Annotated in this window: 11 protein-coding genes; 4 read left to right on the top strand and 7 right to left on the bottom strand. The window is 53.3% G+C overall.

Annotated elements, in window-relative coordinates; all coding sequences use genetic code 11:
• The first annotated feature begins 169 nt into the window (after window positions 1-169).
• The 3 genes from FCL47_RS20715 to FCL47_RS20705 are packed head-to-tail and all read left to right on the top strand — an operon-like array spanning window position 170 to window position 2,033.
• Window positions 170-793 (top strand): lipocalin family protein, encoded by a 624-nt coding sequence (locus FCL47_RS20715; RefSeq protein WP_136815631.1) that lies wholly within the window; start codon window positions 170-172, stop codon window positions 791-793.
• Window positions 790-1,197: a DUF2177 family protein gene (locus FCL47_RS20710; RefSeq protein WP_136815630.1), complete on the top strand. Its 408-nt coding sequence runs from the start codon at window positions 790-792 to the stop codon at window positions 1,195-1,197. Before FCL47_RS20715 ends, FCL47_RS20710 begins: the two co-directional genes overlap by 4 nt.
• A complete protein-coding gene (locus FCL47_RS20705; protein WP_205747392.1) occupies window positions 1,185-2,033 on the top strand; it encodes a DUF1295 domain-containing protein in 849 nt (282 codons plus the stop codon). Before FCL47_RS20710 ends, FCL47_RS20705 begins: the two co-directional genes overlap by 13 nt.
• Window positions 2,034-2,071: 38 nt before the next feature.
• Here the strand turns inward: FCL47_RS20705 and FCL47_RS20700 are convergent, their stop codons facing one another.
• Entirely contained in the window at window positions 2,072-3,403 is a 1,332-nt protein-coding gene (locus FCL47_RS20700) for an acyl-CoA dehydrogenase family protein (protein ID WP_136815629.1), read from the bottom strand.
• A 447-nt stretch (window positions 3,404-3,850) separates the two neighbouring features.
• Between FCL47_RS20700 and larA the strand changes: the two genes are divergently transcribed.
• Window positions 3,851-5,116, top strand: coding sequence for a nickel-dependent lactate racemase (gene larA / locus FCL47_RS20695; protein ID WP_136815628.1), 1,266 nt, complete (start codon window positions 3,851-3,853; stop codon window positions 5,114-5,116).
• A 248-nt stretch (window positions 5,117-5,364) separates the two neighbouring features.
• On the opposite strand, the gene FCL47_RS20690 is transcribed toward larA, so the two are convergent.
• From FCL47_RS20690 to FCL47_RS24875, 6 genes are all read right to left on the bottom strand, one after another.
• Window positions 5,365-6,240 (bottom strand): hypothetical protein, encoded by an 876-nt coding sequence (locus FCL47_RS20690; protein WP_167496591.1) that lies wholly within the window; start codon window positions 6,238-6,240, stop codon window positions 5,365-5,367.
• A 124-nt stretch (window positions 6,241-6,364) separates the two neighbouring features.
• Window positions 6,365-7,132: an alpha/beta fold hydrolase gene (locus FCL47_RS20685; RefSeq protein ID WP_136815626.1), complete on the bottom strand. Its 768-nt coding sequence runs from the start codon at window positions 7,130-7,132 to the stop codon at window positions 6,365-6,367.
• Between the two features lie 120 nt (window positions 7,133-7,252).
• Window positions 7,253-9,982: a pyruvate, phosphate dikinase gene (gene ppdK, locus FCL47_RS20680; protein ID WP_136815625.1), complete on the bottom strand. Its 2,730-nt coding sequence runs from the start codon at window positions 9,980-9,982 to the stop codon at window positions 7,253-7,255.
• Between the two features lie 464 nt (window positions 9,983-10,446).
• The gene (gene fdhF, locus FCL47_RS20675; RefSeq protein ID WP_136815624.1) at window positions 10,447-12,513 is read right to left on the bottom strand and encodes a formate dehydrogenase subunit alpha; all 2,067 of its coding nucleotides are present in this window, start codon (window positions 12,511-12,513) and stop codon (window positions 10,447-10,449) included.
• A gap of 66 nt (window positions 12,514-12,579) precedes the next feature.
• Window positions 12,580-13,377: a 4Fe-4S binding protein gene (locus tag FCL47_RS20670; protein WP_136815623.1), complete on the bottom strand. Its 798-nt coding sequence runs from the start codon at window positions 13,375-13,377 to the stop codon at window positions 12,580-12,582.
• Entirely contained in the window at window positions 13,349-13,864 is a 516-nt protein-coding gene (locus FCL47_RS24875) for a hydrogenase iron-sulfur subunit (protein ID WP_370459586.1), read from the bottom strand. The genes FCL47_RS20670 and FCL47_RS24875 overlap by 29 nt, the downstream gene beginning before the upstream one ends.
• Window positions 13,865-13,879 lie beyond the last annotated feature (15 nt).

Raw genomic sequence — 13,879 nt, 5'->3', positions numbered from 1 at the left:
CGTGCCCGCTCCCTTGCCATCCCCGCTCGTCCCGGCAAGGTGATTGCCAGTTATTTGGTCTATAACGTGCGACTTTTGTGTCAGTTGACGCCCGTTCAATAATGATTATGAGAGGATAGAGGGTTATTCCACGATATTTCGAAAAACTGACTGGTGAAGCAGTGATTCTATGCGCAAACCGCATCCAAAAAACACGACTGAAAAAACAGCTCCAGGGACAAAACAGAACCCGTCCCGATCACCTGGGCGGGCTCTCCCCATAAAGGCTATTGCCGCTGCAGTAATCACTCTTCTTGCTTCATGCGTTTTTTCACAGCACGGCAGTGAATTGCCGGCCGTGCAGACTGTTGCTCATGTCGATTTGAATCGCTATGTCGGTTTGTGGTATGAGATCGGCCGGTACCCGAACAGCTTCCAAAAAAACTGCAGGGACAGTACCGCAATGTACACCGTTCGTCCGGATGGTGAAATAGATGTGTTGAACAGTTGTCGGGATGAGCAGAGTGGCAGGTTGCGCGAGGCGAAAGGGCGTGCCTGGGTGGTCGATAAAATCAGCAATGCCCGCCTCAAGGTCTCTTTTTTCTGGCCTTTTCGCGGAGACTACTGGATCATCGACCTTGGCCGGGACTATGAATATGCAGTTGTCGGCACCCCCAACAGGCAATACCTCTGGATACTCAGCCGCACCCCGGAAATGCACCCCAATGTTCTTGCAAAAATACTACAAAACGTCGATAAGCAGGGCTTTGACCGAGACAGACTGCTGCTCCATAAAAGGGGGGACTTGCTATGAGTATTATCTTCTGGTTGAAACTCTATCTGCTCACCATTCCGGTATTTTTTGCCATTGACATGGTCTGGCTGGGCTATGCGGCACGAAATTTTTACAAGAATCAGCTGCACCATCTGCTCAGCCCGGAAGTAAACTGGCCGGCGGCCTTTCTGTTCTATTTCGTTTATATCATCGGGATAATATTTTTTGCAGTGCGCCCGGGGCTTGAGGCCGGGTCTCTGTCGAGAACCTGTCTGCTTGGTGCGCTTTTCGGCTTTTTTACCTATGCCACCTATGATCTCACCAATCTGGCAACTTTGCGCAACTGGCCGATCCCCGTAGTCATTGTCGATATTGCCTGGGGGACGCTGCTCTGCACCCTGGTTGGCGGTGGGTCTTACCTGATAGGTGCGTGGCTCAAATAACCGCAAAGGAGAACCTGATTATGACCGCCATCTTCCTTAGCGCCGCCGCGCTGCTCGCGTGGATTATGTGCTGCATGTTTGTGATCGGCCTGAAGGCCCGGGACAACAGTCTGGTGGATATCGCCTACGGTCCCGCCTTCGTTGTCGCCTGCTGGGGTGCCTGGTGTTTGAGTGGGGCGCTGACCCTTCACTTTCGGCCCTTGCTGCTCCTTGTCCTCCTCACTCTCTGGGGGGTGCGCCTTGGTCTGCATATCGGTGGGAGGCATAGCGGCCGGGGGGAGGATTTTCGTTACCGCAAATTTCGTGAGGCTTGGGGCAATACTATAATCTGGCGCAGCTTCCTGCAGATCTACCTGCTGCAGGGTGCAGTTGTTCTCGTGATCGCAACCCCGATCCTGCTGACCATCGGGGCACCGGGCGGCAGTTGGGCGTGGAGCGATCTTCTTGGCGTCCTGCTCTTTTTTATCGGCTTTTTGTTTGAGGCGATCAGCGACTGGCAGCTGACTGTTTTTAAACGGGGAGGGGCGAACAAAGGGAAGATCATCTTGCACGGGCTGTGGCGCTATAGCCGCCATCCGAACTATTTCGGCGAGGCGACCCTCTGGTGGGGCATTTTTTGTATCGGCCTGGCCGCGCCGTTCGGCCTGTATGGCCTGATCAGCCCGCTGACCATCGCCTTTCTGCTCCTCAAGGTCTCGGGGATTCCGATGCTTGAGGAGAAGTACCGGGGCAATCCTGAATTTGCCGCCTACAAGGCAAGGACCAATGCTTTCTTCCCATGGTTTCCGCGCGAGGCAGACAGCAGTGCATCACTTGCACGGAGAGTGAAGCCATAATGGCCCGACACAGGGCATGATCAAGCTGAGCGTTGCCGCTATTGTATTTTTTTGAAGGCCGATTGCGGAAAGAAACAAAACGGGCATTCCGCCGGAGCCGTGTCACCGTAGTGGACGTGACCGCAGATCCTGCACCGCCATACGTTTTCATCAGCCGGGGTTGTATTGCCGCTGGGATCGTGCCGGCGATGCAGCGGCAGGTCCTCCAGGGCCGGCAGCGATGGCTGGTACTCTTTGAACAGATAGTCGGCGAGTATAATGCGCTGGATCTCACTGGTTCCCTCATAGATACGGAGCAGGCGGACATCGCGCAGGATTTTTTCGATGGGAAACATCTTGGTGTATCCATAGCCGCCGAAAATCTGCAGGGCCTCATTGACCACCTCCAGTGCCGTTTCCGTCGCATAGAGCTTGCTGATCGAGGCGCTCACTCTGCCGTCTTTTTGCTGGTCTGAGTCCCAGGCCGCCTTCCAGGTCAGCAGGCGAGATGTTTCCACCTTCTGGTACATCTCTGCGAGCTTGAACTGAATTGCCTGAAAGGCGCCGAGCTCCATGCCGAAGGCACGTCGTTTTTTTGCGTAATCAAGAGCATATTCCAATGCCGCCCGTGCTGCTCCGACCCCGAAGCTGCCGATGATCGGCCGGGTTCGGGCGAAGGTCTTCATCGCCAGGACAAAACCTTCACCGGGGGGTGCCAGAACATTTGCCCTGGGCACCCGGACATCTTTGAAATTGATCCCCACGGTGTTGGAACAGCGCTGGCCCATCTTGGGGATGGCGCGGCCGATGGTGACTCCCGGCCAAGTTGTCTCCACCAGAAAGGCACAGATGCCCTTGTGCCGACTCTTGGCGTCGATGGTGGCAAAGACGGAGAGATAGTCGGCAACGCCCCCGTTGGTAATCCAGTACTTTGTGCCGTTGAGAATATAGTCTTCGCCATCAGCTTTCGCCGTGCAGCGAATCCCTGCCACGTCAGAGCCCATTGTCGGTTCAGAAGTCGCAAAGGCGGCCAGCTTGAACTCCTTGGCGATTGCCGGGAGGTATTTGTTCTTTGCGCCGGTGTTCGACGAGAGCAGGATCGGTTCCATGCCAAGTGAACTGTCGAAAATCGATGTCGCCAGACCCGGGCAGGCTGCGGCTATTTCTTCGGTAATCAAAGCCGAATCCACCAGGGTTAAGCCCTGGCCGCCAAATTCCTTTGGAATGTCACTGCCTATCATACCGGCATCGAAGGCCTTGCGCAGCACCTGCATCGGGAGTTCATCTTTCTCGTCATAGTACCAGGCAACCGGCAGGACTTCGTGCTGTGCAAAGGTACGCGCCTTCTGCTGGAGGTCAAGCTGGTCAGGGGTCAGGCTGAAATTGAGCATGCTGGTCTCCTTGTTGGTTATAAAAGACTGAGAAGGGGGGCAAAGATCAAATCCCTCGAACCGGGATCTTCAAGATAAAGAAGATCTCAGGTACTGTTAAAGAAGGTATTGTAATATATCGGTTCAGGCAAGCAAAGTGAAATACGTGCAGGGAGGCGGGCAGAGAGCGCAATCTCAGCCATCGCGTCAACACCCGCGCGCGAACAGCAGCACGCCTGTTGGCGTCGATCATCCGGCCGCAACAACGAGCTCACCCCATTGCGGGGGATTGTTTGTCGTGCCCTTTTTCACCGGTAGGTTCACAGCACGGCCTTGAAGGATTATAAGTCTACGGATGCAGATTGTTTGCATTTATAGCATGAAGTAAAGAGTTTCCAGCGTACAAACCAAAAAATATCCCGGCAAGAAACGAGCAAGGCACCTTCATTTGTGGACAAGGAGACGATTATGAAAGCCAATCTTCGATGCGGTAAAGAGACAATCAGCTTGGAACTGCCTGCTTCCGCGCAGCTTATCGAAAACAGGCCGGCCGCAGCACTTGCCGACCCTGCCTCTATCGTGCGGGATGCACTGCTGCACCCTATTGGAACCGCTCCTCTGAAAGAAATTGCCCGGGGCCGTAAAAACGCCTGTATTGTTATCTCTGATATTACCCGGCCAGTACCCAACAAGGTTATCCTGCCCCCACTGCTGCAGACCCTTACCGAGAGTGGCATTGCTGCAGAGAACATCACTATTCTTATTGCAACGGGTATGCATCGACCAAACCTTGGCGCCGAGCTTGAATCCATGGTCGGTAAAGACATCATGGACAACTACAGAATCGTCAATCACTACTGCCAGAAACAGGAAGAATACCGGGAAATTGCGCGAATCGAGGGCGCACCCATCGAAATCAACACCCATTATCTAGATGCTGATCTGAAGATCCTGACTGGATTGATCGAACCACACTTTTATGCCGGTTTTTCAGGGAGCCGAAAATCCATTCTCCCCGGCATTTCCAGTTTTCAGACGATGAAGTTTATGCACTCCTACAAGGTAATTGATCAGCTGCAACAGGCAAACTGCAGGCTTGAAAACAACATCTTTCACCAGTACGCCATGGAGGTGACGGAACGTGCCGGGGTGGATTTTATCCTCAATGTCGTGATCAACCAGGAGCGCGAACTGGCAGGAGTTTTCGCCGGCCACTATGACCTTGCCCACCGGGCCGGATGCGACCTCGTTTCCAGCCATGCGGTGGCGGTCCTCCCGGAGAAGGTGGATCTGGTCATAACCTCCGCAGGAGGCTTTCCTCTTGATGCAACGTTTTACCAGGTGGCAAAATGTTTAATCGCCGCCAGAGATATCCTCAAGGAAAATGGGACTATCCTTGTCACATGCGGCTGCGAAGAGGGGCTCGGCAGCGAAGAATTCTGCACGATTATGCGCTCAAATCCTACCCCTGCCGATTTTGACAGGCATCATGGCAACCCGGATAATTTTGTTATTGATCAGTGGTGTGCACAGAATATCTATCAGACCCTGGCCCATGCCGGAAAAATTTATATCTATTCCCCCGGTCTTTCTCTGGAGGATGTACAACGATTTCAGGGGATCAAAATTGAAGACTGTCAGGCAACTGTGAACGACCTGCTCAAAAGCCATGAAAAAGTTGCCGTAATCCCGGAAGGACCATATGTTGTAGGCAAGCTCGCCGGCGACAATTGACCGTTCTGGCATCTGAGCCCCAGCCCATGTCGAGGATCTTCCTGGGTTTCATTTTCCTTGCATTTCATGACCCCGCCGATCATCGGCAAAAAAACATGTGGATGGCCTTGCCGAATTTGCCATACCTGTTGTATTGAACTGGCAGGGGCTGCGTCCCAGTTTGTAGACCGCTAACTCTGGCACTCTGTCATGTGCCAGAGTTAGCGGGGAATCCATTGAGGCGAAAGGAGCAGCAGCGCATCTCGCGTCTAGAGGGCCTCAAGTTGCACTCTGGCATCGGCAATGAAGTATATCCGCCAGGGGTAGAGATCCTTGTAATCCTCAGGCCTTTGGCTGGCAACCCACCGCAGATCTTTGCGGGCGCTTTGGCGGTCGCCTGTCACCTGGTAAAAATACTTGCCTTTGCCCCATCTCGGCAGCAGATAACCTTTACCGCTGGCGATCGATTTTTCCAGATAGGCCTTGCCCAGATCGGTATCGCCGCCAAGGAAAGACGGCAAGGCCAGGTAGCAGATGCTGTAGGCAAACTCTACCGCACCATTGCCATATTCAGGCGCCACCTGTTTGATTCTGTTAAGAAAGATTATGCCATACTTCAGCCAGCCGACGTTGATGATTTTTTCCGGCAGAGTCATGCCCTCCTTGAATTCGTATTGCAGGGCTGTTACCCAGAAAAGCATGGCCGGAGCATCTTCTGCCCGGAGTGTATGGGCTGCTTCCCAAGGTTTTTGGCCACCCTTGACCGCTGTTCGAAATTGCGGATTGCCATACATAGACAGTTCACAATATTTCATTGCCTGGTGGAAATGGGCGATTTTTTCTTCTCTGTCGGCCGTGTATGCAGTGCCGAGAAGTATATGGATATTGCCAAGGTAAGCCAGGGCCTCCCGATGCGCGGGATCGGCTGTTACCACCCGCTGCAGTAACTCCATACTTGCCATAATGCTTTCAAGGTCTGCCGCTTGGTCGAGTTTTTTGCGGGCCTCGGCATACAGCTGCTCCCCTTGAGCCGATCGTGATGCCGGAGCCGCTTCCTGCCATGAGGAATGCCAATTCTTTTTCCCGCAACCGCAGAGAAGAAAGAGCGCAAGCAATACAACCAAAACCGCATTTTTTGTAGGCATCGTATCCTCCCATGGTTGTTTGGTCTTCATCTGTTGGAGCACCTCTCGCATGGTGTTGGCTTGTGCCGCCTTACGCAGCGCAGGATTATCTCGTGAAATGAAAATATATTGTTAATTTGACTGATTAATTGGTTAACTTGACATCCCCTCTGAGAAATTGCAGCCAGAGGATTTTAAAGGTCTTATAATCGTGCCCACCTTCCACGCGGATAATGTGATCCGCCGGGAGGGCGGTTGCCAGGAGTTTTTGCGCCTCGACATAGGTGTCGTCATTGCCGAAGCCGAGATAAACAGGCGGGGTCTTCTGCACTGCCACCTCGGTTTTTATCCAGTGCCAGAGCATGCGCTGCCAATCCTTATCGGGAGAATAATCGCCTGGCTGCCACTGCTGCAGGCCCCCCTGTGCTTTGATTTCGTTAATTATTTCGTCATATCCAAGAAAAGGGTTTATCAGGTAGATGCCGGCAATCTCCTCCGGATGTGCTTTTATATAGAGAAGGGAGCCGAGACCACCCATAGAAGGGCCGACCAACCAGATTTTTTGGTATCCCTTCTTCCTGGCAGGCAGGATCACATCCTGCCTGAGTCGTTTAATCAGTGTGCGCTCAGAGTAGTAGGCGAAATGACTGTTCGGGGCCACCATGTCCACATCAATGTCCCGTTGCCAGGTCGCTTCGACCATCCCTTCCTCGGCGAAAGAACGATGGCTGCCGCCAAGGCCCCGGACAAATACAACCAGGTTTTTATGTGAAGTTGCATCGCCGGTATAGTAGAGAATGTCCAGAGGTTGGCTGGCAAAATAGGTACAACCGGAGAGAAGCAGGGAACTTGCCAAAAACAATAATTCAAGCACCTTGACCATAGCTGTCCTTGGCATAGGCTGTTTTTTCATACCGTTTCCTCTTGAAAACTAAAAAAGCCAACCACCTCGCAGGTGGCCGGCTTTTTCTTTTCCTTATTTTGCTCGAGCAGAGCTGGTTCTCTTCACTCTGTTCAGCTCCGCAACAGCCAGTTAATGCCCGGCCACAATTGCCGCTCTTGCCGCAGCCAGCCTGGCCAAAGGTACGCGGTAAGGAGAACAGGAAACGTAATTCAGCCCAAGTTTATGGCACAGGGCAATGGATTTTGCCTCCCCGCCATGTTCCCCGCAGATGCCCAGTTTGATATTCGGGTTGGTTGCTCGTCCCTTTTCCACCGCAATCCGCATCAATTCGCCTACCCCCTCGGCATCGATGGTTTCAAACGGATTGTCCGGCAGGATGCCATGAACCATATATTCAATCAGGAATCCGGACTCAGCATCATCTCTTGAAATACCATAGGTGGTCTGCGTCAGATCATTGGTGCCAAACGAGAAGAACTCGGCGTATTCGGCCAGCTTGTCAGCCGTCAGTGCCGCCCGTGGGATCTCAATCATGGTGCCAAACTTGTAGGCAATCTTAACCCCCATTTCCTCCATCACCTGCCTGGCGACTTTTTCAAGCGACTCGCGCTGAATCTTCAACTCGTTAACATGGCTGGTGAGAGGGATCATGACCTCAGGCCGCACATCAACTCCCTCCCTCGTCACGAGGCATGCCGCCTCAAAAATTGCCCGCACCTGCATCTGGGGTAATTCCGGGAAGTGAATGCCAAGTCTCACTCCGCGCAGGCCAAGCATAGGGTTGTCTTCCCGCAGGACTTCGACCCGGCTCAGTACTTTTTCTTTGGTCCGTACCTGCTTGAGCAGATCATCTATGGCGTCAAGGTTTGGCGCATGCTGCAGCTGGATCTTCAGATCCGACAACTCTCTGACCAGGGAGACATGGTCGGGAAGAAATTCATGCAGCGGCGGGTCGATGAGCCTGATCACCACCGGCAGGCCATCCATCACCCTGAACAGACCGGCAAAATCTTCACGCTGGTACGGCAGCAGGGATTTGATGGCCTCACTTCGCTGGACATCCATTTCGGCCAGGATCATCTTCTGCACAAAGGGGAGTCGTTCACTCTCCATGAACATGTGCTCGGTCCTGCACAGGCCAATTCCCTCGGCGCCATATTCTCTGGCGCGGGATGCATCCACCGGATAGTCAGAATTTGCCCAGACCCCAAGGGTCCGGAACTCGTCGGACCAGGAAAGAAGCTTGAGAAGCCATTCGTCCTTAATGTCAGGTTCCTTGGTCGTAATCTCACCAAGAAATATTTGCCCGGTTGTGCCATCAACAGAGATACATTCACCTTCTTTTATCACCATGTCTCCTACGGTGATCTGTCTTCTGGTCAGGTCGATGTCCATATCATCCACCCCGACCACGGCAGGAGTACCGAACTGGCGGGCAACCAGGGCCGCGTGGCTGGTCCGGCCGCCCCTGCTGGTGACGATTCCCTGGGCGGCGAGCATGCCGTGGACATCATCCGGCCTCGTCTCCGGGCGAACCATAATGACCTTCTTGCCATCTTCCTTGCCCCATATTTCGGCAAGATCCGCGTCGAGCGCAACGATGCCAACCGCAGCACCTGGGGAGACGTTGAGTCCTTTAGCCAGCAGTTTGTTATCCTGAATGGCCTTCTTTATTGACTGCGGGTCAAATTGCGGATGAAAGAAAAAATCGAGCATTTCGGGGGTAACCCGCATGAGCGCTTCTTCTTTGGTGATGATCCCTTCCTCAACCATATCCACCGCTATTCTTACTGCGGCCTGAGAGGTCCTTTTGCCGTCTCTGGTCTGCAGCATCCAGAGTTTGCCCTTTTCGATGGTGAACTCAACATCCTGCATTTCCCGGTAATGGTTCTCAAGCGACATCGCCACCCGCTCAAACTCCGCGTGTACCTCGGGCATCTCTTTTTTGAGTTCGGACAGGTCCTTGGTCTTGCGAATACCGGCGACCACATCCTCTCCCTGGGCGTTGGTCAGGTAATCTCCCTCAATTCTCCGCTCTCCCGTCGTGCCACTTCTGGTCAGGGCAACACCTGTTCCGCTGTCATCGCCAAGATTTCCATAGACCATGGTGACGATAGCGACTGCGGTACCCAAATCGTGGGGGATCCCTGCGGCGTTACGGTAATCGACAGCACGCTTACCGTTCCAGCTCATAAACACTGCTTCAGTTGCCATCTGCAGCTGGGCATAGGGTTCCGTTGGGAAGTGATGATGGGTATGAAACCTGAAAATGTTTTTGAATTCTTCGGTAACCGCCATCCAGTGCTCGGCAGTAAGTTCCGTGTCCGTCTTCACCCCTGCCTGTTTACGGGTTCTGGTGATAACCTCTTCAAATTTTTCGTCCGGGATATGCATCACCACGCTGCCGAACATCTGGATCAGTCTGCGATACAGATCGTAGGCTACCCTGGGGTCTCCCGTTCTCTCAATCAGTCCTGCGACGGTCGCATCATTCATGCCGATATTCAGGACCGTGTCCATCATTCCCGGCATGGAAAACTTGGCCCCCGAACGACAGGAAAGCAACAGGGGATTTTTCGGATCCCCAAAGGTTTTTCCCGTTGCCGCCTCTATTTCGTTCAGCGAGGTCGTCAGCTCCTCCCATAACCCCTCCGGCAGCTTTTCTCCCAGAGACAAATATTCATTACAAGCCTCGGTGGTAATGACAAAGCCATCCGGCACCGGTACCCCGATACGTACCATCTCGGCAAGATTGGCCCCTTTGCCGCCCAGCAGGCCCCGAACGTCGTCCCAGGAACCACCGACATACTCTTCAACCTGATCAAGCTCGGTAAACCGATACACCCATTTTTTACTCATCGAAACATCTCCTTGAACTACAATATTCAATACAGCTGATTCTTTTCAGCAACAGGACTGATTTGCACATTACACAAAGCAGCGGGAAAGTGGAATACTCCAGTTTATTTTTTTTTGCAAGGTTCGGTTATCTTTCTTAAATGATACGAAATCTTTCAGGGAATCCGGGGTATTGCCTGACGATTGCATTTGACGGAAGAAATTCAGCTCCCGGTCTCTGAAAAGTTAATGATTACCACTAAACCAGAGGTATATGGGGTTATCTCTTTATCTGTATCTTTTCGCCCGTGGCGTATTTGAACATGACATAACAGTCAGAGTGACGAATTCCGGGGAGTATAAGCATGAAAGGTACAAGGCAATCAGCAGTATTAATGAGAGGGAACTGGGTCCGTTACAGTGCAAAAGGGAATTTTATTTGAGGTATCGATCGCGTAAAACTCCCTTTTGTACCGATGAGTCTTTCAGGAAACGGTCTTTTCCACTATTTCCGCTTGGGCTTTTCGTACGTTCACCGCCGAAACCTTGAACTCCGGGATTTTGGCTAAGGGGTCGAAGGCGTCCGAGCTGGTGAGGATGTTCGCCGGATTTTCCCCGAAGTGAATGGGTAGAAACAGAGTACCCGGATCGATGGTGTTGGTGAGGCGCGCCGGGACGTCGAGTTCGCCCCGTCGTGAGCAGATAGTCAGCAGATCCCCGTTTTTGACCTCCATTTTCCCGGCGTCTTGCGGGTTAATCTCTACATAGCCGTCCTGCTGCTCGATATCGAGATGCGGCGACACCCGGGTCATGGTGCCGGTATGAAAGTGCGCGAACATCCGGCCGGTTGTAAGAGAAAACGGGTATTCTTTATCTGGTTTTTCCGCCGGTGGCTGATAGGTGATGGGATGAAATTTCCCGAGCCCCCGGCTGAAGGTATCCTTGTGCATATAGACCGTTCCGGGGTGTTTAGGCGTGGGGCAGGGCCACTGCAGGCCATCGTATCCCAGTCGCTCGTAGGTCATTCCCGCGTAACTCGGTGTCAGCGCGCTGAGTTCATCGAAGATCTCCCGGGCGTTGTTGTAATGCATCGGATAGCCCATGGCAGTACCCAGCCTGGCAAGAATATCCCAGTCCGGCAGGGTATCGCCGAGGGGTTTGACCGCCTGTTCGAATTTCATGCAGCGACGTTCCGTATTGGTGAAGGTTCCCTCTTTTTCGGCAAGAGCTGAGGCGGAAAAAACAACATCGGCGACCTGAGCGGTTTCGGACAGAAACAGTTCCTGGACGACAAGAAACTCCAGCTCCTGCAGGGCGTGATTAAGGTGATTCCAATCCGGGTCGCTCAGTTTCGGGTTTTCCCCGATGACATACAGTCCTTTGAGTTTACCCTCGAGAATGGCAGGAATCATATCGGTGATCGTCAGCCCCGGCTTTGCATTTAAAGAGCATCCCCAGGCCTTGGAAAACTTTGCCCGGGCCTTTTCATCGGTCACCGGCTGGTAGCCGGTAAACACATTGGGCAGCCCGCCCATGTCGCAGGCACCCTGGACGTTGTTCTGGCCACGCAGCGGATTCACCCCGCCGCCCGGAATGCCGACATTACCGCAGAGCATGGCAATGTTACAGCATGACTTGACGTTATCGACGCCCGTTACATGCTGGGTTATTCCCATGGCGTAGAGTAAAGAGGCAGCCTTGGCAGTGCCGTAGGCCTCGGCCATGCGATACAGGTCTTCCGGATCCACCCCTGTCGCCTCCGCCGTTTTTTCCGGCGTCGATTCCCGTATCGCCGCGGCAAATTCCTCGTAGCCTTCAGTCCGTTCTTCAATATAGGCGGCATCATGCCAGCCGTTTTCAATGATGATGTGCATCATGCCGTTTAAGAGCGCGACATCAGACCCGAGCTTGGGGCGAACCGCCACATCGGCAAACTGACTGAGCTGTATTCCCCGTGGGTCAGCTACGATCAATTTGGCGCCTTTTTCCTTGGCCCGCATCACTCTTCGGGACACCAGCGGGTGATTGGCCGTGGTATTGGAACCGATGATAAAGATGCAGTTCGACTTTTCAATCCCGTTGATCGAATTGGTCATAGCTCCGGATCCGAATGCGGCGGCAAGACCTGCCACCGTAGAGGAGTGTCAGAGCCGGGCGCAGTGGTCCACGTTGTTGGTGCCAAACACCGCGCGGGCCAGTTTCTGGGCCAGGTAGTTCTCCTCGTTGGACATTTTGGCGGAGACGAGAACCCCGAGGCTGTCCGGGCCATATTGGTCAATGATCTCCCTGAACCGGTCGGCGGTGATCTGGATGGCCTCATCCCAGCTGGTATTGATGAATCGACCGAAGGTCTTGACCATCGGTTTTTGGAGCCGCATGGGGCTGTTGATATGCTCATGCAGGTTCCATCCCTTGATGCAGAGTTTCCCCTGGCTGACGGGATGGGATTTCATCGGGATCGTACTGTTGAGCCTGCCGTCAATCGTCTCGAACAGGACACCGCAGCCGGTGCCGCAGTAGGAGCAGATTGAGGGAGTGAACGTGCATTTCATTGTATATTCTCCTTGCCGGTGATCGTCTGGTAGAGGGCGTCAACCGAGGAAGCTGGCAGATAACAATTACATCGGTTTGAGAGACAGCGTCACCTTGTCCCCGAGAAGAGAGAGCGGCGACTGCTCGCAACTCTCACCGGTGTTGTAGTCGAAAATATCCATGGTGATAGTATTCACCTTGCGATAGAGAAGCCGCAGGGGGATATCCATCGGGCAGGCATCTTCGCAAAGACCGCAGTCGATACAGCGGCCGACCATGTGGGAGGCGCGCACCAGATGAAAAATAGGGACCTGGGGCGGCAGCCTTCCCGGCCCGATCAGGTCTTTATGTTCGAGGGTACATTCCGCACAAAAACAGACCGGACAGATATTCCGACAGCCATAGCACTTAATGCATTTCTGGAATTCATACATCCACCGGATGTTTTTCTCCCGGTCGGAAAAAGCATCGGCACTCTCTATATCCATGGCGTTGTCAATTCCGACCTGCAGCTTGTAGGAAGCCGCCGTCTCGCCGCTCATATAACTGCAGTCGGCCTGCGGTTTGATCGGTGAAGGGCAGCAGTTGACATTGAGCGGAAAGATTTTTTCTTTATCGAGCTGGTGCCAGATTGTCAGGACATTTATCGCCCGCTGGTTGCAGTCGCGCGCCAGCAGGCCGATTTTAAGGTTCGGGTCCTTCTTTGCCAGATGTGTGGCTATTTTTTCAAGGCTGTAGCGCGTTTCACCCACAACCAAATGGTCCACGTCATCAAGTTCTTCCCGGGTAAAGCAGTGGGGCAAGGGGTGACCGCAATCTATTTTGTAGCCGAGAAACAGGTCAACTGTTCCGTCTTCAAGCCACTTTTTGACTTTTTTCTTCATTGTTCATTCCTCTTGAAGCGGCAGCTTCCAGTTCTAAATTGCCGAGAAGAGCCTCAGCCTCGGGTGCCGTCAGGGCATTGGTAAACTGGCTGGGGCCCATGGCCCGGATCTTTTCGGTAAAATTGGTGATGGTGTCGGCAAATTTCTGCGCCTCGGCGGAGGATATCCACTCGAGGTGCAGGCGTCCGTCAATCCCAATAAAATTCAATAATTCCTGAAGGAATCGCATCCGCTTAATGGTCATGTAATTACCATACAGGTAATGGCAGTCGCCGACGTGTCAGCCGCCAACCAGGATGCCGTCGGCCCCCTGCTGAAACGCTTTCAGGATATGGTGGGCCGATATGGTCGCGGAACACATTACCCGGATAAGGCGTACGTTCGGGGGATACTGCATGCGACTGACGCCGGCCAGGTCGGCGGCGCCATAGGCACACCAGTTGCAGACAAAGGCGATTATTTTCGGTTGAAATTCTTGGCTGGTCACGATTTTCTCCTTTGG

This window comes from Desulfopila sp. IMCC35006 (assembly GCF_005116645.1).
Taxonomy (GTDB): Bacteria; Desulfobacterota; Desulfobulbia; order Desulfobulbales; family Desulfocapsaceae; genus Desulforhopalus_A.
The sequence above is the reverse complement of the archived record's forward strand: the minus strand, read 5'-3'. Positions and strand labels throughout refer to the sequence as shown.

Excerpts from the sequence above, each read along its gene's own strand:
- FCL47_RS20715 (WP_136815631.1), top strand. The coding sequence starts at position 170 with ATGCGCAAACCGCATCCAAAAAACACGACTGAAAAAACAGCTCCAGGG.
- FCL47_RS20710 (WP_136815630.1), top strand. The coding sequence starts at position 790 with ATGAGTATTATCTTCTGGTTGAAACTCTATCTGCTCACCATTCCGGTA.
- FCL47_RS20700 (WP_136815629.1), bottom strand. The coding sequence starts at position 3,403 with ATGCTCAATTTCAGCCTGACCCCTGACCAGCTTGACCTCCAGCAGAAG.
- larA (WP_136815628.1), top strand. The coding sequence starts at position 3,851 with ATGAAAGCCAATCTTCGATGCGGTAAAGAGACAATCAGCTTGGAACTG.
- FCL47_RS20690 (WP_167496591.1), bottom strand. The coding sequence starts at position 6,240 with ATGCCTACAAAAAATGCGGTTTTGGTTGTATTGCTTGCGCTCTTTCTT.
- FCL47_RS20685 (WP_136815626.1), bottom strand. The coding sequence starts at position 7,132 with ATGAAAAAACAGCCTATGCCAAGGACAGCTATGGTCAAGGTGCTTGAA.
- ppdK (WP_136815625.1), bottom strand. The coding sequence starts at position 9,982 with ATGAGTAAAAAATGGGTGTATCGGTTTACCGAGCTTGATCAGGTTGAA.
- FCL47_RS20670 (WP_136815623.1), bottom strand. The coding sequence starts at position 13,377 with ATGAAGAAAAAAGTCAAAAAGTGGCTTGAAGACGGAACAGTTGACCTG.